The organism is Pseudomonas syringae pv. cilantro, assembly GCF_001293775.1.
Lineage (GTDB): Bacteria > Pseudomonadota > Gammaproteobacteria > Pseudomonadales > Pseudomonadaceae > Aquipseudomonas > Aquipseudomonas syringae_P.
In genome coordinates this window covers 1-20,913 of record NZ_LGLN01000039.1, presented here as the reverse complement: position 1 = coordinate 20,913, position 20,913 = coordinate 1, and the positions used below count along the sequence as shown (strand labels likewise).

23 protein-coding genes are annotated in these 20,913 nt (G+C 58.9%); 8 read left to right on the top strand and 15 right to left on the bottom strand.

All coding sequences use genetic code 11. The annotated features are described in order from the left end of the window. Window positions 1-92 precede the first annotated feature (92 nt). From ABJ99_RS12225 to ABJ99_RS12205, 5 genes are all read right to left on the bottom strand, one after another. Entirely contained in the window at window positions 93-1,433 is a 1,341-nt protein-coding gene (locus ABJ99_RS12225; protein ID WP_007252247.1) for a hemolysin family protein, read from the bottom strand. Between the two features lie 99 nt (window positions 1,434-1,532). Continuing rightward, the gene (gene phoR, locus ABJ99_RS12220; protein WP_230081017.1) at window positions 1,533-2,819 is read right to left on the bottom strand and encodes a phosphate regulon sensor histidine kinase PhoR; all 1,287 of its coding nucleotides are present in this window, start codon (window positions 2,817-2,819) and stop codon (window positions 1,533-1,535) included. An 89-nt stretch (window positions 2,820-2,908) separates the two neighbouring features. Then, entirely contained in the window at window positions 2,909-3,598 is a 690-nt protein-coding gene (phoB, locus tag ABJ99_RS12215) for a phosphate regulon transcriptional regulator PhoB (RefSeq protein ID WP_004881608.1), read from the bottom strand. A gap of 143 nt (window positions 3,599-3,741) precedes the next feature. Continuing rightward, a complete protein-coding gene (ubiA, locus tag ABJ99_RS12210) occupies window positions 3,742-4,632 on the bottom strand; it encodes a 4-hydroxybenzoate octaprenyltransferase (RefSeq protein ID WP_054086061.1) in 891 nt (296 codons plus the stop codon). Continuing rightward, the gene (locus tag ABJ99_RS12205; RefSeq protein ID WP_054086060.1) at window positions 4,632-5,192 is read right to left on the bottom strand and encodes a chorismate--pyruvate lyase family protein; all 561 of its coding nucleotides are present in this window, start codon (window positions 5,190-5,192) and stop codon (window positions 4,632-4,634) included. The genes ubiA and ABJ99_RS12205 overlap by 1 nt, the downstream gene beginning before the upstream one ends. A 186-nt stretch (window positions 5,193-5,378) precedes the next feature. On the opposite strand from ABJ99_RS12205, the gene ABJ99_RS12200 reads away from it, so the two are divergent. The 5 genes from ABJ99_RS12200 to ABJ99_RS12180 all read left to right on the top strand — a co-directional run bounded on the left by ABJ99_RS12200 (window position 5,379) and on the right by ABJ99_RS12180 (window position 8,417). Continuing rightward, complete coding sequence (locus ABJ99_RS12200) at window positions 5,379-5,546, top strand: rubredoxin (protein WP_054086059.1); 168 nt, start codon at window positions 5,379-5,381, stop codon at window positions 5,544-5,546. Between the two features lie 35 nt (window positions 5,547-5,581). Next, window positions 5,582-6,730: an NAD(P)/FAD-dependent oxidoreductase gene (locus tag ABJ99_RS12195; RefSeq protein WP_054086058.1), complete on the top strand. Its 1,149-nt coding sequence runs from the start codon at window positions 5,582-5,584 to the stop codon at window positions 6,728-6,730. 189 nt (window positions 6,731-6,919) lie between these two features. Beyond that, window positions 6,920-7,195 (top strand): HU family DNA-binding protein, encoded by a 276-nt coding sequence (locus tag ABJ99_RS12190; protein ID WP_007252242.1) that lies wholly within the window; start codon window positions 6,920-6,922, stop codon window positions 7,193-7,195. 237 nt (window positions 7,196-7,432) lie between these two features. Beyond that, on the top strand, window positions 7,433-7,876 hold the full coding sequence (locus ABJ99_RS12185) for a hypothetical protein (RefSeq protein WP_054086057.1): 444 nt from the start codon (window positions 7,433-7,435) through the stop codon (window positions 7,874-7,876). A gap of 163 nt (window positions 7,877-8,039) precedes the next feature. Next, on the top strand, window positions 8,040-8,417 hold the full coding sequence (locus ABJ99_RS12180; protein WP_054086056.1) for an SCP2 sterol-binding domain-containing protein: 378 nt from the start codon (window positions 8,040-8,042) through the stop codon (window positions 8,415-8,417). Here ABJ99_RS12180 and ABJ99_RS12175 read toward each other — a convergent pair whose 3' ends face one another. The 9 genes from ABJ99_RS12175 to ABJ99_RS12135 form a co-directional block, all read right to left on the bottom strand. Beyond that, entirely contained in the window at window positions 8,418-10,379 is a 1,962-nt protein-coding gene (locus ABJ99_RS12175; protein WP_054086055.1) for a DUF7844 domain-containing protein, read from the bottom strand. Next, window positions 10,376-10,696 (bottom strand): DUF2388 domain-containing protein, encoded by a 321-nt coding sequence (locus ABJ99_RS12170; RefSeq protein WP_007252238.1) that lies wholly within the window; start codon window positions 10,694-10,696, stop codon window positions 10,376-10,378. The genes ABJ99_RS12175 and ABJ99_RS12170 overlap by 4 nt, the downstream gene beginning before the upstream one ends. 39 nt (window positions 10,697-10,735) lie before the next feature. Continuing rightward, window positions 10,736-11,041 (bottom strand): DUF2388 domain-containing protein, encoded by a 306-nt coding sequence (locus ABJ99_RS12165; protein WP_054086134.1) that lies wholly within the window; start codon window positions 11,039-11,041, stop codon window positions 10,736-10,738. A gap of 86 nt (window positions 11,042-11,127) precedes the next feature. Next, window positions 11,128-11,445, bottom strand: a complete 318-nt coding sequence (locus ABJ99_RS12160) for a DUF2388 domain-containing protein (RefSeq protein WP_054086054.1) — start codon at window positions 11,443-11,445, stop codon at window positions 11,128-11,130. Between the two features lie 311 nt (window positions 11,446-11,756). Next, window positions 11,757-11,972: a DUF1127 domain-containing protein gene (locus ABJ99_RS12155; RefSeq protein WP_007252235.1), complete on the bottom strand. Its 216-nt coding sequence runs from the start codon at window positions 11,970-11,972 to the stop codon at window positions 11,757-11,759. A gap of 319 nt (window positions 11,973-12,291) precedes the next feature. Beyond that, a complete protein-coding gene (locus ABJ99_RS12150) occupies window positions 12,292-13,785 on the bottom strand; it encodes an acetyl-CoA hydrolase/transferase family protein (protein WP_054086053.1) in 1,494 nt (497 codons plus the stop codon). 175 nt (window positions 13,786-13,960) lie between these two features. After that, window positions 13,961-15,415, bottom strand: a complete 1,455-nt coding sequence (locus ABJ99_RS12145; protein WP_054086052.1) for an NAD(P)(+) transhydrogenase (Re/Si-specific) subunit beta — start codon at window positions 15,413-15,415, stop codon at window positions 13,961-13,963. After that, window positions 15,412-15,735 (bottom strand): NAD(P) transhydrogenase subunit alpha part 2, encoded by a 324-nt coding sequence (locus ABJ99_RS12140; protein WP_054086051.1) that lies wholly within the window; start codon window positions 15,733-15,735, stop codon window positions 15,412-15,414. Before ABJ99_RS12140 ends, ABJ99_RS12145 begins: the two co-directional genes overlap by 4 nt. A 10-nt stretch (window positions 15,736-15,745) precedes the next feature. Further along, window positions 15,746-16,867, bottom strand: coding sequence for a Re/Si-specific NAD(P)(+) transhydrogenase subunit alpha (locus ABJ99_RS12135; protein WP_054086050.1), 1,122 nt, complete (start codon window positions 16,865-16,867; stop codon window positions 15,746-15,748). Between ABJ99_RS12135 and ABJ99_RS27015 the strand changes: the two genes are divergently transcribed. After that, a complete protein-coding gene (locus ABJ99_RS27015; protein WP_057447067.1) occupies window positions 16,862-17,047 on the top strand; it encodes a hypothetical protein in 186 nt (61 codons plus the stop codon). The two genes, ABJ99_RS12135 and ABJ99_RS27015, sit on opposite strands and share 6 nt — an antisense overlap. A 239-nt stretch (window positions 17,048-17,286) precedes the next feature. On the opposite strand, the gene ABJ99_RS12130 is transcribed toward ABJ99_RS27015, so the two are convergent. Beyond that, a complete protein-coding gene (locus ABJ99_RS12130; protein WP_054086049.1) occupies window positions 17,287-18,195 on the bottom strand; it encodes a LysR family transcriptional regulator in 909 nt (302 codons plus the stop codon). A 155-nt stretch (window positions 18,196-18,350) separates the two neighbouring features. Here ABJ99_RS12130 and ABJ99_RS12125 point away from each other — a divergent pair, with 155 nt between their 5' ends. Together ABJ99_RS12125 and ABJ99_RS12120 are read left to right on the top strand one after the other, a co-directional pair. Further along, window positions 18,351-19,532 (top strand): acyl-CoA dehydrogenase, encoded by a 1,182-nt coding sequence (locus tag ABJ99_RS12125; protein ID WP_054086048.1) that lies wholly within the window; start codon window positions 18,351-18,353, stop codon window positions 19,530-19,532. Between the two features lie 12 nt (window positions 19,533-19,544). Further along, entirely contained in the window at window positions 19,545-20,765 is a 1,221-nt protein-coding gene (locus ABJ99_RS12120) for a CaiB/BaiF CoA transferase family protein (protein ID WP_054086047.1), read from the top strand. Window positions 20,766-20,913 lie beyond the last annotated feature (148 nt).

Below are 20,913 nucleotides of genomic sequence, written 5' to 3'. Positions count from 1 at the left end.
CCGCTTCGCAGCCCATCGTAGCCGTCGTAACCTCCTGAAACTCCCACGCCCTCCGGGCAGAAGCCCTGTTTCCGGGCACTGCAAACGGCAGCTCAATCCAGCTTCAGCACCTTGGCCAAAACGATTTTCGGGCCTTTCATCTTTTTGATGATGATGCGCAGGCCTTCGACTTCCATCTGCTCTTCTTCTTCCGGCACGCGCTTGAGGGTTTCGTAGATCAGGCCCGCCAGCGTTTCGGCTTCGATGTGGTCCAGATCGATGCCCAGCAGGCGTTCGATCTTGAACAGCGGTGTGTCGCCACGTACCAGCAGTTTACCCGGCTGATACGCCAGAATGCCGCGCTCCACCTTGCGGTGTTCGTCCTGGATATCGCCGACCAGCACTTCGAGCACGTCTTCCATGGTCAGGTAGCCGACGATCTTGCCGTCAGCTTCTTCGACCACAGCAAAGTGCGCGCCGCCCTTGCGGAATTGCTCCAGCAACTGCGACAACGGCATGTGTCGCGACACGCGTTCCAGCGGACGGGTCAGCTCAGCGAGGTTGAACGACTCCGGAATGTGGTCCAGCGCCGCCAGTTCGAGCAACAGGTCCTTGATGTGCAACAGCCCGACGAACTCGCCACGTTCGGCGTCATACAGCGGATAACGGCTGAATTTGTGGCGGCGGAACAGGGCGAGGATTTCCTTGAGCGGCGCGTTGAAGTCCAGCGAGACCATATCTTCACGGGAGTTGGCCCAGTCGACCACTTCCAGCTCGCCCATTTCGACCGCAGACGCCAGCACGCGCATGCCCTGATCGCTCGGGTCCTGGCCACGGCTGGAGTGCAGAATCAGTTTCAGTTCATCGCGGCTGTAGCTGTGTTCGTGATGCGGGCCGGGTTCACCCTGGCCGGCGATGCGCAGGATGGCATTGGCGCTGGCGTTGAGCAGGTAGATGGCCGGGTACATCAGCCAGTAGAAGAAGTACAACGGCGCGGCGGTCCACAGCGAGAGCAGTTCCGGCTTGCGGATCGCCCAGGATTTGGGGGCCAGTTCGCCGATGACAATATGCAGGTAGGAAATGATGAAGAAGGCGGTAAAGAACGACACGCCTTTGATCAGTTCCGGTGTGTCCACGCCCAGCGCTGCCAGCAATGGCTCCAGCAGGTGGGCAAACGCGGGTTCACCGACCCAGCCCAGACCAAGCGAGGCGAGGGTGATACCCAACTGACAGGCCGACAGATAAGCATCCAGCTGCCCATGCACCTTGCGCAGGATATGCCCGCGCCAGCCGTTCTTTTCAGCAATGGCCTCGACCTTGGTCGAGCGCAGTTTGACCATGGCGAACTCTGCCGCAACGAAGAATCCGTTGAGCAGGACCAGGAACAGCGCAAAAAGAATCATGCCGAAATCGGCGAAGAGTGAAGACAGGTTGAAACTTGGGGAAGGGTCCATGATGGGGTTTTGCAGGGTCCGTATTAACAGGAAAGGGGGCTATGCCGCGCCAGAAAGGCGCCATGATCCCGGCAATGTAACGGCTGAAAGCGCGATTGCCTAGTAGTCTGAATCCTGGCTCTCGGGTTTCGACAATTGGTTGCTGGCAAAGTGGCAAGTAAATACGCTGCCTTTGCCCGGAACGCTGTTGATCTCCAGACTGCCATGGTGGCGCAGCAACACGTGTTTGACGATTGCCAGCCCCAGCCCTGTGCCGCCGGTATTCGACGCGCGGCTGGTGTCGACGCGGTAGAAGCGCTCTGTCAGGCGCGGCAGGTGCTTGATTTCGATGCCGATCCCGGTGTCCTGCACGCTCAGATGCGCGCCGCGCTCGTCGGCCCACCAGCGAATACGGATCACACCCTCGGCCGGCGTGTATTTGACCGCGTTGAAAATCAGGTTGGAAAACGCACTGCGCAACTCGCTTTCGCTGCCCTTGAGGCGCATGTCGCTCTCGAGGTTGATATGAATCTGTTGATTTTTGCTGCCCGACAACGCGTTGGCGTCGGCGGTGATGGTCTTGAGGAGGGTCGTCACCTCGACCGGATTGTTGTCCGACGGATAGTCCGTCGCTTCCAGCTTGGCGAGCAGCAGCAGGTCGTTGAGCAGTGTCTGCATGCGCCCGCCTTGTTGATGCATCTGTTGCAGCGCCCGCACCCAGCGAGGGTTCACGTCCTCCACATTGTCGAGGAGTGTTTCCAGGTAACCGAAGATGACGGTCAGCGGCGTGCGCAGCTCGTGGGATACGTTGGCGACGAAGTCCTTGCGCATCTGTTCCAGTTGATGGATTCGCGTCACGTCGCGCACCAGCATCAGGTGCTCGTTATTGCCGTAGCGGGTAATCAGCAACTGAATGCGCAGGCGGTCGTTGGTGGGCGAGGGGATTTCCAGCGGCTCGCTGTAATCGCCCTGGGCAAAATATTCCTTGAAGCGAGGATGCCGCACCAGGTTGGTGACGGGCTGGCCGCTGTCCTGCGGGGTCTTGAGGCCCAGCAAGGTTTCGGCAGCGCGGTTCCACCATTCCAGATTGCCGTCGCTGTCGAGCATGATGACGGCGTCGCGCAGGGCCGCCGTGGACTCCTGAACCCGGTCGATGACGGCTTGCAGACGGCCGCGAACACGTTGGTCACGGCGTTGCAGGTGATAGATGCTGTCGAACACCTCGCCCCACAGGCCATAGCCGTCCGGCGGCGGTTCGTCGGCCTTGTGGCTGCTCAGCCAGTCATGCAGACGCAACAGTTGCTTGAGGGTCCAGGCCAGATACAGGCCCAGCCCGGCTGCCAGGCTCCAGCCATAGTGCCCACTGATCAGGCCGACCAGCAGGCAGCCGGTGATCAGTAGCAACATGTGGCGTATCAGGGTGCCGTGCCAATTTTGATTCAATTAAGGGTAAATCCTTGTCTGGACCGCACTGGTCGCTGCCCTGCGCCGGTTAATCAGCTCTTTGTGGAAAAGCGATAGCCGGTACCGCGAACGGTTTGTACCAGATTCTCATAAGCGTCACCCAAGGCTTTGCGCAGGCGACGGATGTGAACGTCGACGGTGCGTTCTTCGACATAGACGTTGCCGCCCCAGACCTGATCGAGCAACTGACCACGCGTGTAGGCGCGCTCCTGGTGGGTCATGAAGAATTGCAGCAGGCGGTATTCGGTGGGGCCCATTTCAGCCGGTTTGCCGTCGATGGTCACACGGTGGCTGATCGGATCGAGCAACAGGCCGCCGACTTCGATAGGCGCTTCGCCATCTGTCGGCCCGGCCCGGCGCAGTACGGCCTTGAGGCGGGCGACCAGTTCACGTGGCGAGAAGGGCTTGGTGATGTAATCGTCAGCGCCCACTTCCAGACCCTGAATCTTGTTGTCCTCTTCACCCTTGGCCGTCAGCATGATGATCGGGATGTCGCCGGTCAGCTCGTCGCGCTTGAGGCGGCGGGCCAGCTCGATGCCGGAGGTGCCGGGCAGCATCCAGTCGAGCAGAATCAGATCCGGCTTGCGGTCGACGATGATCGCATGAGCCTGCTGAGAGTTTTCGGCTTCAATACAGTCGTAGCCGGCCATTTCCAACGCAACGGCGATCATTTCGCGAATAGGCGCTTCGTCGTCAACGATCAGAATGCTCCTGCCAACCATGCTTGAACCTCTTGTCATTTAACTGTCTTGGGGCGCATTAGATAACGGAATTATTGCAGTCGTGTGACAGGTGTTCAGGAGGCTAGCACGTGGGTGGCGTGCAGGGGCCTGGATGAGCTTTTATTTAGGTGCGACGGGCATCATCAGCGCAGCGCGTAATCGGCCACAATGCCGAGGAATATCGCCAGCCCGGCCCAGTGATTGTGCAAAAAGGCCTTGAAGCACGCGTCACGATCACGCTGGCGTGTGCTCCAGAATTCCCAGGCGAAGCAGCCTGCGGCGGCCAGCAACCCTAGATGGAAGCACACACCCAGTTCGAAACGTGCGCCGGCCAGCAGCAGACAGCCCAGTGCCAGACCCTGCAAGGTGATGATGATCACCCGGTCGGCATCACCAAACAGTACGGCGGTGGATTTCACGCCGATTTTCAGGTCATCGTCGCGATCGACCATGGCGTAGTAGGTGTCGTACCCCACAGTCCAGAACAGGTTGGCGATATACAAAAGCCATGCGGCGGCAGGTAACTCGCCGGTTTCGGCGGTGAACGCCATCGGCATGCCCCACGAGAACGCCGCGCCCAGCACTGCTTGCGGATAATAGGTGTAGCGCTTCATGAACGGGTAAGTGGCGGCCAGCGCCAGGCCGCCGAACGACAACCAGATGGTGGTCGGGTTGGTGAACAGCACCAGCACAAAGCTCAGGCTCACCAGCACCGCAAACAGGATCAACGCTTCACGCGAGCTGACTTTGCCGCTGACTAACGGGCGTTGCTCGGTACGTTTGACGTGGCCGTCCACCTTGCGGTCGGCAAAGTCGTTGATCACGCAGCCAGCGGCGCGCATCAGAAATACGCCGACCACAAAAATAAACACGGTTTTCAGCGATGGCGTGCCTTTGCCGGCAATCCATACCGCCCATAAGGTTGGCCACAGCAGCAGGTAAATACCGATGGGTTTGTCGATGCGTGTCAGCTGGATGAAATCCCAAGCGCGCGGGCTCAGGCGATTGAGTGATTTGAGCAGTGACAGGTACATCAGGCGTGGTCCTTGTTGTGAAGCACGTCGCACAGCGCGGGTAGAAAGACTTCGGCGACCAGCACGCTCAGCGGGCCACGACTGAAACGCGAGCGGCGTGCCCACAACCCGGAAGCTGCATCGGCATCAGGCAGCCAGCTTTGCGGGTAGTGACACACTTCGAGGGGGCCGCGGTCGAACGCCGGGTCGCTGAACAACAGTTCGCCCAGCGAGCGAGTGCCCAACCGGTCCATATTCAAGCCGCCGTCCTGCAAGGCGCTGCGGGCAGCGACACTGCGTGCGAACACCCAGTTGCTGGCGTTGCCGCGCAAATACACCTCGCGCACCCAGCCTTCACTGTCAGATGGAAGGCCCAATGCTGCACACTCGTCGCAGCGTAACAGTTGCCAGCCTTCGCACAGCGGGAAGACGCTGAAGCCACCGTCAGACAACCGGTCCAGCCTGCGGGTAAGCGAATCCTGATTGAATAACCAATCGAGAATCACCGGCTCGGGCGCGGCGCTCAATTGCTCGCGTTGAAGCCAGACCGGAGTAATGAATGCGGGGGAATGCTGGGTCACAGTAAGTCAGTTTCGACAGCCAACGAGGCCGCGAGCTTAGCATGATTGCAGGCGCTCACCGACGGTGGGTAGAGCGGCTGGTTATAGAATCAGACTTGCATCCGGGCCTGTCGATCAGTACAACGCCCGTTCAGGCGGCAATCGACCGCTGAATTCTATTTAGCCTGAGCATCGAGAGAACCGAACATGAAGAAGTGGCAATGCATTGTCTGTGGCCTGATCTACAACGAAGCCGACGGCTGGCCGGATGACGGGATCGCCCCCGGCACGCTCTGGCAGGATGTGCCTGAAGACTGGCTGTGCCCGGATTGCGGCGTCGGCAAGATTGACTTCGAAATGATCGAAATCGCCTGAGCCCTCAGGTCAACAACCACGAGCTGGAAATCACCATGAGTGCACCTGTCGTCATAATCGGTACTGGCCTGGCGGGCTATAACCTCGCCCGGGAGTTTCGCAAGCTGGACAGCGACACCCCGCTGCTACTGATCACGGCCGACGATGGCCGCTCCTATTCCAAACCGATGTTGTCGACCGGCTTTGGCAAGAACAAGGACGCCGATGCGCTGAGCATGGCCGAACCGGGTGCCATGGCTGACCAGCTTAAGGCCGAGGTGCGCACTCACACGCGGGTCAGCGGTATTGATCCTGGCCACAAGCGTCTGTGGATTGGCGAAGAAGCCGTCCCTTACCGTGACCTGGTGTTGGCCTGGGGCGCCGAGACCATTCGCGTACCGGTCGAGGGCGACGCCAGCGATGCGGTGTTCCCGATCAACGACCTTCAGGATTACGCACGTTTCCGCGCCGCTGCGGCGGGCAAGCGACGGGTTCTGATTCTGGGTGCCGGGCTGATCGGCTGCGAATTCGCCAACGACTTGATTCTGGGCGGATATGAAGTGGACCTGGTCGCGCCGTGCGAGCAGGTCATGCCTACCCTGTTGCCAGAGGCCGCTGCGGTGGCGGTAAAAGCCGGGCTTGAGAGCATCGGTGCACGTTTTCATCTGGGCCCAGTGCTGACCCGCTTGCAGCGCGACGATGAAGGGCTGCACGCGCAGCTGTCCGACGGGCAGACCATTACGTGCGATCTGGTGGTGTCAGCCATCGGCCTGCGCCCACGTATCGATCTGGCTGCCGCCGCGGGCTTGCAGACCGGCCGGGGCATCCTCGTCGATCGCCAATTGCAAACCTCGCACGCCAATATCCATGCCTTGGGCGATTGCGCGGAAGTGGACGGTCTGAACCTGTTGTACGTCATGCCGCTGATGAGTTGTGCGCGTGCACTGGCCCAGACCCTGGCGGGAACACCGACTGCCGTGAAATACGGCCCGATGCCGATTACCGTAAAGACGCCTGCTTGCCCGCTGGTTGTTTCGCCGCCACCGCGCGGAATGAACGGCCACTGGAGTATCGAAGGGCAGGGTGCCGATATCAAGGCGCTTTGCCACGACGCTGAAGGCAATCTGTTGGGCTATGCGCTGACCGGATCCGCCGTTATGGAAAAACTCGCACTGAACAAGGTTTTACCTGCGTTATTGGCATAATTTCGAAGCATTTTGTCGGATAGTCGTCATATTTCTGCCAATAAACCGTGCTGGCGGACTGGCGCGGGTAGCGTCGGCATGCCATTCTCGAACTCGTCTGCCGCTACGTAGAGCCGTCGCGGCGCCTTGTAGCCGCTTCTTGCGAGCGGCGCGGGACATAAAAACAAAAACCGTAAAAAGAGGCTTCATATGCGTAAACCAGAAGTTGTTGCCGCCATTGCTGAAAAGGCGGATCTCACCAAGGACCAGTCCACGCTGGTTCTCAACGCCATCCTCGAACACATTACGGATGCACTGAGCCGCAAGGACAGCGTTACGCTGGTCGGATTCGGGACTTTTCTGCAACGCCATCGCGGCGCGCGCACTGGCAAAAATCCACAGACCGGTGAGCCGGTAAAAATCAAGGCAAGCAACACGGTTGCCTTCAAACCGGGGAAAGCTCTGAAAGACAGCGTCAACCCCTGATACCCATTGTGCGCCTCGGCGGTAGGCGAGCAACTCGACACGGGCACACCATTGCATGGGTGCCCGTTTTTGTTTCTGCGCGTGTCGATTATGTGTTTGCCATTCTTGAGAGAAATTTCCTACTTAGTTCCGTAAGTTTGCCTTCCTAAGACCCAGCGTCGCCTGACTTCTTCTTGTTCCTTATTCCCTTAGAGTGCCGCCCCGCTGCACCTTTAAATTACTCTTTGGGAAATTCGAATGAACAAGTTATGGAAGTCTGCTGCTGTCGCCGCTCTGATCGCCACCACGACCGGCTGCGTGAGCTACAACGTCAGCCAGCCAAGTGTACCGATGGAAGGCACGGTCAAAACCGACCTGAAAGCGGACGTCAAGGTCGGCGGCACCATCAGCGGCGAGTCCTCCACCAATGTGCTGTTCAACTTCCTGAGCTTTGGCGGCGATAACCAGTTTGCCGACGGCGTGACTTATGGCGGTTCGAGTGGCGGTGGCGGCCTGGGTCTGGCACTGCCTGATCCGGTGTCCACGACCAAAGCTGCCGCTGCGTACAAGGCAGTCAAGTCTTCCGGTGCGGACCTGATCGTCGCCCCGCGCTACGAAGTCAGCGTCAAGGACTACTTCATCTTCAAGAAGGTCGACGTGAAAGTGACCGGCAACAAAGGCAATATCAACAGCATCCGCTGAGGCTGTTGCGGTGCTGCTTTCTGCAGGGAGCAGCATCCGGTTGCAAGTCAGGCTTTGTACCGATCTCCTTCGAAAGCGTCGTTGTCCTACATGTTTTGTGCGGATAACCCGCTACACTGCCACGCCGATCCCGTGAGCGGATCGAGATCGCTTGAGGCTGTGTATGAAATTTCGTTTTCTTCTGTGGATGCTGGGCTTGCTGATGGCCCGCGCCAGTCGTAACAACCCCGCGTTCCAGCAGCAACTGGCTGGCAAAAACCTGACATTCCAGTTGCAGACCGCTGATGGCAGGATTGCGCGCCATTTCGTGGCTCAGGATCAGCGCATTCGCAGTGCCAGCGGTGTGGTTGCAGAGCCGGCGTTCGCCATCTCGTTTCGCGATGCCGCATTCGGTTTTGCCACGCTTCAAGCCAAAAACAAGCAGTTGGCATTCATGAAGGGCATTCAGGACAAAGACATCCAGATCAAGGGCAACCCGGCCCTGGTGATCTGGTTCCAGGGCCTGACCAAGTATCTCAAGCCGAAAAAGAAAGCCTCCTGATCAAGGCAGTTCCAGCCCGCCCGCTGCCTTGTGCAAGGCACGAAGGTGGTCGCCCATCTGCTTGAGATTGGCTTCGTTTGCAGCAATCTCCTTGGCGCGATCAGGCTCAAGCAGGGCACGCACTTCTTTGTCGAGATCGCCCGTCAGACGCTTGAGCTGCTTCTGACGCTGGCTGCTTTCCGCTTCGAGCCGCTGCCACTCATTGGCCTGCGGCAGGCCATAACCGCCGCTGCCCAGCAGTTCAGCGGGCCGACTGAGGAAGCCGCTGCTGGCAAGAATCTCCTGGAGCGTCGTGGTGGCCTTGGAGACCCTGCCGTCTTTCAGCTCACGGGCGCCGAGATAGCGTTGCTTCACTTCATCCTGGGCCAACAGCAGTTGCCGGCGCAGGCTGGCCTGCTCCAGTAGAAGAATCGCCGCGCTGGTGCGCAGGTCCGCCTTGGCAAACCACTGGCTGCGCTCGCTGGCGGGCAGTGTCATCCATTCTTCCACGGTGTTCTGCTTGATCGGCAGGTGCCTTTTCAGCACTTCGAACATGGCCTGATAGCGATCACGGTAAGAATCGAAGCGGTAACCCAGGCGCAGTGCTTCCTTGGGATCGTCCAGCACACTGGTGTCCGCCAGACCCCGGCCTTTTAAAACTTCGAGCAAGCCGTTCGGCAAAATGCTGTCCAGACCGACCAGCTTGGGATTGTGGGTGCCGCTGCGCAGCAGTTTGAGGTTCTCCACGGCGCAGTTGTTGGAGAGGAAGTAATAGTTGCCGTCATACGCCCAGTGCATCTCTGCAGCATGCTGAACCAGCCCTTCGATTTCTGGACGTGACAGCTTGATCGGCACCGAGGCCAGGCTGCGCAGCTCGGTCTTGGTGTACTCATCAATGACTTGAGCCAGCGGCAGCACGAATAGCCGTGACGGGTACGCGCCCATCAGCCCGTCCCAGCTGGAGAGCTGAACATCGCCGACAAACGCCCGATACGACAGCACCAGATGCTGATCAAGATCGAGGCGACAGTCCGGGCCGCGCGGGCGACCGGGTTTGCAGATCACCAGACGCAACATGCTGTGACCCCAGCGACTGGCCCAGTTCTGATTCGCTTCAGCCAGCAGATAGTCCACGGCGTAAACCCGCTCCGGGTCCAGCTTGCCCAGCGGCTCGCGACCGAAGTCATTGCCGGCATTCAGATAGGGGTAATACGTCGGGCATTCATTCCGAGCGGCGGGTGCCCAGCCGAAACGCTCCTTGTAATAGGCATACAGCGCAGGGCGACGGCAGGCATAGGCCGGGTCGAGCAGGAAGTACTCCATGTTGACCGCCACGAACTCCAGCGGGCTGGTGGTCTCGTAGATATCCGGGCTGCGCGCGACCTGGCCGTTATGTTCTTCACGCTCGCCGCGACGCCCGACGTATTGCTGCCAGCCGGCGAGGTCAAGCAGGCGCGGATCATCGCTCAGGGTAAAACGGCGCTCGGTCTGACCGCGGCAATTATCGGGCAGGCCGACTTTGCCCAGCGAGCTGTTGCGCGACGAGCAGCGAAAGACAGTGGCCCGCTCGGTTGCCGACCACAGGCGGGCGCGGTCGTATACGTGGGTCAACTCATGCAGAACGGTCGCCAGCAGCTCCCGGCGCACTGTGCCGTGCGGCCGGCCTGTCTGGGCGGTGGCTGCCGAGCCGTCAGTCAGAGAGGCGAGCAGATGGCGGTTGAGGTACAACTGATAGGGACCGGCCGCCTGCCCGTAGGCATTTTGCGGCATGTCACTGGACCAGCTCACTCCCACCTTGCGGTCCAGTGCTGCGACAAAGCTTGGCGGTAGCGCCTGCATGGCTTCGTCGAGCAGCGTCTGGCTGGCGCGTTGTTGTGCGGGGTCGAGGCCGTCGGTGTGCAGTTCCAGCTTCAGGCTGGCAAAGGCATGCGTTGCGACCAGCGACAGCGCGCCAGCAAGCAGCCAGGCGCGGAGTCGCCTCACAATGCGAGGATTGCTTCAGCCAGGGTCTGATCGCTGGCACCGCGTGCTTCCGGCAGGCGGGCGCGCAGCGTATCGAAGGCGGCATCGAGCTGAGCGCCATGGATATCGCCACCGCTGGCAACGTAGCTGGCGGCATCGTCCTTGGCCTGGATGACAACCTTCGAATCACGAATCGAGGTGGTGGTGTCCGAGGTGAAGTCGATGGTACGGCCGAACGCACGCACAATGATGTTACTTGTGGCCACTACAGTCTGGGCCTGGGCAAGGTCGGCCAGCAACAGCAGGCCGAGGGAAGCAGCAATCAGCGGGGTACGCATGTAATGACGTCTCCAGTTACGCAAAGAGGGGAAAAGTGGCTATTGGACGAGGATTGCTTGCGCCAGTTCAAGGTCGCTGGCATGAAGTTTTGCATCTGCCTGACGCAACGCGTGCAAGGCTGACTCTAGCCGTGCACCACGCATCGCTCCGTCACTGGCGATGAAGGCAGCGGCATCGTCCCGGGCGGCCATGATCAGCTTGTTATCGAAAGGTGCAGTGGTGACCTGGCTGGTAACATAGCCGGTCTTGACCAGCCCTTGTGTGGTCGTATCGAACGCCTGGGCCTGACTGATGAACATCAGGCTGGCAAAGGGTGCGATTAACAGAAAGTGCAGTAAACGCATGGCTTTCACAAACCGGCAAAACAGGCGCCAAGGCTAGCGCAATGCTTGCGCCAGAGCTACCCCGGCGCTCGGCCGGGGTGCAGGGGTCAGATGGCGAGGATGGCCTGAGCCAATTGACCGTCGGTGGCTTGCAGTTCCGGCAATTGCTGACGGATGTGTTGAAGAGCACCTTCCAGACGGGCACTGCGGATTTCGCCAGAACTGGCAACAAAGCTGGCCGCATCGTCGCGCGCGGCGAGGACGATTTTGTCGTCTTTCAAGGAGGAGGAAATATTGGACGTGGCACGGGTCGATGCGTTGACCGCATCAACTACAGCATCAGTGGTCACAATAAAGCTGGAGGCGTTGGCGCCTGCAGCAGCGGTCAACAGGAAGGCAGCACCAAGGGTACGTAGCAGAGACATGATCGAATTCCATCGTGAGCTAAAAGGCACAGGCCGCTTGCGAAGCCAAAGGGCTGATGTAGGAAGCTAGGTTATCCCACTGGCAGAGGGCTGTCATGACGGCTGAGTGTCAACGGCACAATTGGTCAGGGGAAATGAGTAACTGTGCTGCTACTTTATCGTAGTATGAAGACTGTACTGCTTTAGTGAGATCGGGCAAATGTACCACCCTGAAACGACAAAACCCGCCTCGGTTGCCGGAGACGGGTCTTGCATGCAGCAATTCGGGTTGCTGGCGGGAAGCCCTTGGGCCTGGACCAGCGAGCGCTAAGTTAGCGCCAGAACGGCTTGCTCAGCTCTTCGTAACGCTGGGATTCGCTGATACCGGCGTCAGCCAGCAGGCGTGCATCCAGACGAGCCAGTTGATGGCGGCTGGACAGGCGACGCTGCCAGAGCATCAGGTTGGCAAATACGCGCAGAGGCAGAGAAGCTTTTGCGTTGTTGACGGTGCTTTCGCTGAACAGATCGGAACTGATTGTACGTTCCATGGTGTGACTTCCTTCCGCTTGTGGCGGGATAAGTGAGTTGCTTGACTGATGCTTATCTTCCTCGCTCGCGTACAGCTTCCATAGACACAGTTCATTTGTATTGTGAGGGTTCAGTTAGCTGTGATTGGGCACTGTTTTGTTCATAAATGGGGCAACTGTACCGGTCAGCACTTTTGTGGTGCGTTTTGTGCTCGATTGTGGTGTTTTTTGCGTTTTAAGGCAGTTTTATGACCGGTACAGAAGTACAGTTTTTGAAATGCTCATGCGCTTGGGTTGAAAGTGATGCGAAAAAGGTAGTGTTCACTTCCAACTGTCTTGTTCAGCCCGGCAGCATCCGTCCGGTTTCTTCCAGGTTGATGTGCCAACTCAGTGCTTCGCGAAGGATGTGCGGGGTATGCCCGCCTATCGCGCAGGCGGCATTGAAATAGGCGTTCAGGGCCTCGCGATAATCGGGATGCACGCAATTGTCGATGACCACCCGCGCGCGTTCGCGGGGTGCGAGGCCGCGCAAGTCCGCCAGGCCCTGTTCGGTGACCAGAATGTCGACGTCATGCTCTGTGTGATCGACATGGCTGACCATCGGCACCACACTGGAAATCGCGCCGCCCTTGGCAATCGACTTGGTGACGAAGATCGCCAGGTGCGCATTGCGCGAGAAATCTCCGGAGCCACCAATTCCGTTCATCATCCGCGTGCCGCAAACGTGGGTAGAGTTGACGTTGCCATACAGGTCGAATTCCAGCGCGGTGTTGATGCCGATGATCCCCAGGCGGCGAATGACTTCCGGATGATTGGAAATCTCTTGCGGGCGCAGCACCAACCGGGACTTGTAGCGATTGAAGTCGGCAAAGACCTCCGCATGCTTGGCCGCCGACAGGGTCATAGAGCTGCCCGACGCGAAACTCAGCTTGCCTGCATCGAACAGGTCGAATGTCGAGTCCTGCAACACCTCGGAATACATGGTCAGGTCGCTGAACGGTGACTCCAGCAGGCCATGCATCACCGCGTTGGCGATATTGCCAATGCCGGCTTGCAGGGGCATCAACTTGTCGGTGAGGCGGTCCTCGCGCACTTCGTTCTTGAAGAACTCCACCAGATGGTTGGCGATGGCCTGAGTGTCGGCGTCGGGAGGCGTCACTGTAGAAGGCGAATCGGGCTGATTGCTGATGACGATGCCGACGATTTTTGCCGGGTCAATGTTCACCGCATGGCTACCGATACGGGAATCCGCTTCCAACACCGGGATCGGCAAGCGCGTCGGGCGGTAGCTGGGAATATAGATGTCATGCAGGCCTTCCAGCTCAAGGGGCTGGGACAGGTTGATTTCTACAATCACCTGTTTGGCGAGAATCGCGAAGCTGGCCGAATTGCCGACTGACGTACTGAGCACCAGATGGCCTTCCTCGGTGATCGCTACGCATTCGATCACCGCCAGGTCCACCGCCTTGATCTGCCGGTTGCGCAGCATTTCCACGGTGTCGGACAAATGCTGGTCGATAAACATGACCGTGCCATTGTTGATGGCCTTGCGCAGGGTGCTGTCGACCTGAAAAGGCATGCGCCGGGACAGCACGCCGGACTCGGTCAACTGCTTGTCCAGATCGTTGCCCAGGCTGGCACCGGTCATCAGGCTGATTTTCAGGGGTGTCACTTTGGCGCGTTCGGCCAGCGCATGGGGCACGGCCTTGGCTTCGCCGGCGCGGGTGAAACCACTCATGCCGACGGTCATGCCGTCTTCAATCATGGCGGCAGCCTCGGCTGCGCTCATAATCTTGCTCATCAGGGAGGGCAGGCGGATACGGTCACGGTACATGGGTTCTGTCTCGGCATTGGAAGCAAAGCGACAAGTCTAGAGCGTTGAACGGGCTTCGTCCTGCTACCAAGGTCGCATTTGAGGGCTCAGATTGGTGGCTTTCAGCACAAAACACTGTTACGTGAAATGCAAAAAGCCCCGGTCGTCCAGGACGCCGGGGCTGGAGCGAAGCAGGCTAGGCGTTTTCGACGGCCTTCACCATGTCCTCGATCACCTTTTTGGCGTCTCCGAACACCATCATGGTCTTGTCCAGGTAGAACAGCTCGTTATCCAGACCTGCGTAACCGCTGGCCATCGAGCGTTTGTTGACGATGATCGTCTTGGCTCTGAACGCCTCCAGAATAGGCATCCCGGCAATGGGTGACTTAGGGTCGTTCTTGGCGGCCGGGTTGACCACGTCGTTGGCACCGAGCACCAGCACCACGTCGGCCTGACCGAATTCGGAGTTGATATCGTCCATCTCGAATACCTGGTCGTAAGGCACTTCGGCCTCGGCCAGCAGGACGTTCATATGGCCCGGCATCCGCCCGGCAACCGGGTGAATGGCGTACTTCACGGTAACGCCGCGATGCACCAGCTTTTCCGTCAGCTCCTTGAGCGCATGCTGCGCGCGTGCCACCGCCAGACCGTAGCCCGGCACGATGATCACCGTGTCGGCGTTGGTCAGCAGGAAGGTGGCGTCGTCAGCCGAACCGGATTTCACCGGGCGCGCTTCCTTCGCACCTGCCGGAGCTGTCGAGTCCGTTGCGCCACCGAAGCCGCCACCGATCACATTGAAGAACGAGCGGTTCATCGCTTTGCACATGATGTAAGACAGAATCGCGCCCGACGAACCCACCAGCGAGCCGGCGATGATCAGCATGGAGTTGTTCAGCGAAAAGCCGATCCCCGCCGCTGCCCAGCCGGAATAACTGTTAAGCATCGAGACCACGACTGGCATATCGGCACCGCCAATCGGGATAATCAACATCACGCCAATCACGAACGCCAGCGCGAGCATGATCGCAAAGGCGGTCAGGCTGCCAGTGAGCATGAAGGTCAGACCGAAGAATAGCGTGGCAAGACCGAGGGCCAGATTGAGTTTATGCTGTCCGGCAAACTGTACGGGTGCACCCTGAAACAGCCGGAATCTGTACTTGCCCGATAGCTTGCCGAAAGCGATCACCGAACCGGAGAAGGTGATTGCGCCAATGGCAGCACCGAGAAACAGTTCGAGACGATTGCCTGCCGGGATGGCGTCGCCCAGATGGCGAACGATGCCCAGTGACTGAGGCTCGACCACGGCGGCGATGGCAATGAACACCGCTGCCAGACCGATCATGCTGTGCATGAACGCCACCAGCTCTGGCATCTTGGTCATTTCGACCCGTTTGGCCATGATCGAGCCGGCAGTACCGCCTACCAGCAGGCCGACCACAATGTAACCGATGCCCGCGCCGGCGCCTTCCGCTGTCGACAATGCGGCCAGCTTGAACACCAGACCGATCGTGGTGATGACCGCCAGACCCATGCCGAGCATGCCGAACAGGTTGCCGCGGCGCGAGGTGGTCGGGTGGGACAAGCCTTTGAGTGCCTGGATGAAACAGATCGAAGCGATCAGGTACAGCAGCGTGACCAGATTCATGCTCATGACTTGGGCGCCTCATCCTTCGCTTTGGGGGTCTTCTTCCGGAACATCTCGAGCATTCGCCGAGTGACCAGAAATCCGCCAAACACATTCACTGCAGCCAGCGCGACCGCCAGTGTGCCCATGGTTTTGCCCAGTGGCGTGACGGTGAGGGCCGCAGCAAGCATTGCGCCGACGATCACGATCGCGGAGATTGCATTGGTGACAGCCATTAACGGTGTGTGCAGCGCGGGCGTTACGTTCCAGACCACGTGGTAGCCAACATAGATGGCCAGCACGAAAATGATCAGGTTGTAGACGCCGGGGGAGATCAATTCTTCCATTGGTGTGTCCTCAGCCGTTCTTGCGCACAACGTGTCCGTCGCGGCACATCAGGCACGCGGCGACGATGTCGTCTTCGAGGTTGATCGAGAATGTGCCGTCCTTGTCGAACAGCAGCTTCATGAAGTCCAGCAAGTTGCGGGCGTACAGTGCGGAAGCATCAGCAGCGACCTGAGCGGGCAGGTTGGTCGGCCCGCAAAGGGTAACGCCGTGCTCGACGACCACTTGGTCCGCCACCGTCAACGGACAGTTGCCGCCTTGTGCGGCAGCCAGGTCAATCACCACCGAGCCGGGTTTCATCTGCGCCACGGTTTCGGCGCTGAGCAGAACCGGTGCCTTGCGGCCGGGGATCAGCGCAGTGGTGATCACGATGTCCGACAGCCTGGCTCGCTCATGGACGGCGGCGGCCTGGCGCTGCATCCAGCTGGCGGGCATCGGGCGCGCGTAACCGCCGACGCCTTCAGCACACTCGCGCTCCTCATCGGTCTCGTAAGGTACATCGATGAATTTTGCGCCCAGCGATTCGATCTGTTCTTTCACTGCCGGGCGTACATCCGAGGCTTCAACCACCGCGCCCAGCCGTTTGGCCGTCGCAATGGCCTGAAGACCGGCCACGCCCGCCCCGAGAATCAGCACGCGTGCAGCTTTGACGGTGCCTGCCGCGGTCATCAGCATCGGCATGAAGCGCGGATAGTGATGCGCGGCGAGCAACACCGCTTTGTACCCGGCAATGTTGGCTTGCGACGACAGCACATCGAGGCTCTGGGCGCGTGAAGTCCGCGGAGCCGCTTCCAACGCAAAGGCGGTAACGCCATGTTCGGCCATCTTGCCGATCAGCTCGCTGTTGAACGGATTGAGCATGCCGATGATTACGGAGCCACTTTTGATCAAGGCCAGTTCGTCATCATTCGGCGCGACGACTTTGAGAATCAGCTCACCCGCGAACGCCTCGCCTGCGCTGCCAATCATGGCGCCTGCTGCTTCATACGCGCTGTCCGGGACGCTGGCATGAACGCCGGCGCCGCTCTGTACGGTGACCCTGTGCCCTTGGCTGATCAGCTTTTTGATGGTTTCCGGCGTAGCGGCTACCCGGGTTTCACGTGTCTGGGTTTCGAGAGGAACGCCAATGTGCACGACAATCTCCTGCGTGATTTTTTATCGTTGGTAAATAGCCAGTGCACTACGGCTGGTGCGTCCGGTTTTGGCCAATCAGCACGCCTGTTCAACCAGGCGCCGGGCATTTTGCAGGCGAAATTTATGGGCTTCAATACATTCTGTAACGAAACTATAGATGAACTACAAGTCACACTGTGACCTATCGTCGCAGATAAGCGCTATTGGCCTTTATTCGCGGGTCTTAACGCGGTATTCCATGCGAAAAGCAGGTGATAAGCATTTTTTGGCTGACATTCTGGAGTCGAGACGATTTCGGCTCATCACTTAGCAACTATGGGGGTAATAGCCCATTTTCTGTTTATCGTTATGAGTTGTTGATAGGCGACATAACGTTATATCTGTAGGGCCTTTGTGGGGCTGACTACCTTGCCGATTGATCAGGCGTTGTCCTGAGGTAGCGTGTAATCCCGCGCCTGATCCACCAGCCAGTCCCGAAAAGCGGTCAACGATGCCGACTCCACTTTGCGTTCGGGAATCATCAGGTAATAAGCCTTGTTACTCGGTAACGGACGAGCGTTGGCAATCATCAGGCGCTTCTCGTGCAATTCGCGCTGGATCAGAAAGGGCGGGATCAGCGCTACACCCATCTCATGCATAGCCGCCTGGGCCAGCATCGAAAACAGCTCATAACGAGGCCCGGTCATATCGCGGGGCACATCCAGGCTCTGTGCGTTGAACCACTGGCGCCAGGCGTAGGGGCGGGTGGTTTGCTGCAGCAATGGCAACTCGGCCAGTTCATCTGCTGTCAGGCTGTCTCGACCTTTCAGAAAAGCAGGGCTGCACACCGGCATGGGATTCTCGCCCATCAGACGATGGGCTTCGGTGCCGGACCAATCAGCATCACCGAAATAGATCGCGGCATCGAAGTGAGTGTCGGCGAACAGAAAAGGTCGTGTGCGGTTAGTCAGGTGAACCGTTACGTCAGGATGCTTCACCTGGAAATCTTTCAAGCGCGGCAATAGCCATTGGGTGCCAAAGGTCGGGACCACGGCGAGTTCTATGGCATTGGCACCTTGCTGGCCCATGATCGAAAGCGTATCGCGCTCGACAGCGTCCAGTTGCATGGCGACACGACGGCTGTAGGTAAGGCCGGCTTCGGTGAGCTTCACGCCTCTTCGGGAACGTCGGAACAGTTCCACGCCGAGATACTCTTCCAGCCCGCCGATCTGTCGGCATATCGCACCTTGCGTCAGGGAAAGCTCGTTGGCAGCTTTGGTAAAGCTTTCGTGGCGGGCCGCAGCTTCGAAGCTCACCAGTGCGGTGGTGCTGGGTATCTTGCGTCTCATGTACCTTCTTCTCACTGGTTTTCAGGGTGTGGCTCGGGACTGAAGATTATGGAGTGAGAAATTAACACACGAAGTTGATAAAACCTCGTTTGTCGAGGAACCGGGCCGGGGCTAGGATCATTCCAGAGCATTTCAAACGAGCGTGAGGAACAGGTATGAGCGGCAAGGCAAGCTTTAGCTGGATCGATCCATTGTTGCTGGATCAGCAGCTCACCGAAGAAGAGCGCATGGTTCGCGACACTGCCGAGCAGTTCGCCCAGAGCAAGCTGGCCCCGCGTGTACTGGAAGCTTTTCGCCACGAGAAAACCGACCCGGCGATCTTTCGCGAGATGGGTGAAGTGGGGTTGCTGGGGGCGACGATTCCAGAAGAGTTCGGCGGCAGTGGCCTGAGCTATGTCTGCTACGGGTTGATTGCCCGTGAAGTCGAGCGTATCGATTCAGGCTATCGCTCGATGATGAGTGTGCAGTCTTCGTTGGTGATGGTGCCGATCAATGAGTTCGGTACTCAGGCCCAGAAACAGAAATATCTGCCCAAATTGGCGTCTGGTGAATGGATCGGCTGCTTCGGTCTGACAGAGCCCGACCATGGCTCCGACCCGGGAGCAATGATCACCCGTGCCCGCAGCGTCGAGGGCGGCTATCGCTTGAGCGGCAGCAAGATGTGGATCACCAACAGCCCGATTGCCGATGTGTTCGTCGTCTGGGCCAAGGATGATGCGGGCGATATCCGTGGTTTCGTATTGGAGAAGGGTTGGGCGGGGCTGAGTGCTCCCGCCATTCATGGCAAGGTCGGGCTGCGCGCTTCGATCACTGGCGAGATCGTCATGGACAACGTGTTCGTGCCCGAGGAGAACATCTTCCCGGATGTGCGCGGTCTCAAAGGGCCTTTTACCTGCCTCAATTCGGCGCGATACGGCATTGCCTGGGGCGCGTTGGGGGCGGCCGAGTTCTGCTGGCACACCGCGCGGCAGTACACGCTTGATCGCAAACAGTTCGGGCGTCCTCTGGCGGCCAATCAGCTGATTCAGAAAAAGCTCGCTGACATGCAGACCGAGATCACCCTGGCCCTGCAAGGTTGCCTGCGTCTCGGACGAATGAAGGACGAAGGCACGGCGGCCGTGGAGATCACTTCAATCATGAAGCGCAACTCCTGCGGCAAGTCGCTGGATATCGCCCGCATGGCGCGCGACATGCTGGGCGGGAATGGCATCTCGGACGAGTTCGGTATCGCCAGGCATCTGGTCAATCTCGAAGTGGTGAATACCTATGAAGGCACGCATGACGTACATGCGCTGATCCTGGGGCGCGCGCAGACCGGTATTCAGGCTTTCTATTAAGGAGGACCGAATATGGGGGCGCTTTCACACATCAGGGTGCTAGACCTGTCGCGCGTGCTGGCCGGGCCTTGGGCAGGGCAGATTCTTGCCGATCTGGGGGCTGACGTGATCAAGGTCGAGCGTCCTGGGTGTGGCGATGACACTCGCTCGTGGGGGCCGCCGTTCCTGCGCGACGCGGCCGGGCAGAATACGACGGAGGCGGCCTATTACCTGTCAGCCAATCGCAACAAGCAGTCGGTCACTATCGACTTTACGCGTCCTGAGGGGCAGAAGCTGGTAAGGGATCTGGCGGCGAAGTCCGATATTGTCATCGAAAACTTCAAGGTTGGCGGGTTGGCGGCTTATGGGCTGGACTACCCATCGTTGAAAGCAATCAATCCGCGGCTTATCTATTGCTCCATCACCGGGTTCGGGCAGAGTGGCCCGTATGCAAGACGTCCGGGGTACGACTTCATGATTCAGGCGCTTGGTGGCCTGATGAGTCTCACTGGCCAGCCGGAGGGTGAAGAGGGGGCCGGGCCGGTGAAGGTCGGCGTGGCGCTGACCGATATTCTGACCGGTTTGTATTCGACGACGGCGATTCTCGCTGCCTTGGCTCACCGCGATCAAAGCGGTATCGGGCAATGCATCGATATGGCTTTGCTGGATGTACAGGTTGCATGTCTGGCCAATCAGGCCATGAACTACCTCACTACCGGCGTATCGCCAGGGCGTCTGGGTAATGCTCACCCCAACATAGTGCCTTATCAAAGCTTCCCGACGGCAGATGGGGATCTGATTCTTACCATCGGTAATGACCGTCAATTCAGAAAGTTTGCCGACGTGGCGGGGCAGCCGCAGTGGGCGGACAATCCGCGCTTTCTTACCAACAACCAGCGGGTTGCTCATCGTGCCGAGCTGATCCCGTTGATCCGCCAGGTAACGGTGTTCCGGAATACCGCTCAATGGGTCAGTGATCTGGAGGCGGCGGGCGTGCCGTGCGGGCCGGTGAATGACTTGGCTCAGGTGTTCGCCGATCCGCAGGTTGTGGCGCGTGGACTGGCGATCGAGCTTCCTCATGCGCTCGGTGGTAGCGTTCCGCAAGTCGCCAGCCCGATTCGACTGTCCGAGACGCCAGTTGAATATCGCCGGGCGCCTCCCTTGTTAGGGGAGCACACGGCCCAAGTCCTTCATGAGCTTCTGGGGCTGAGCAGTGAAGAGATAGCGCTGCTGGGGGCGAAGGGCGTGCTGTAGCTATATAGAAGAAAGCTCTTTTAGAGCGCCTCTCTATATAGCTACGAGGTCTGACAGGCTAATTTCAGGGTTTTTGAAATTAACGGTTGACGCGCTCTGTGATGTGTCTATAATTCGCCCCACTTCCGGCGCAGACGGAAACGAAAAA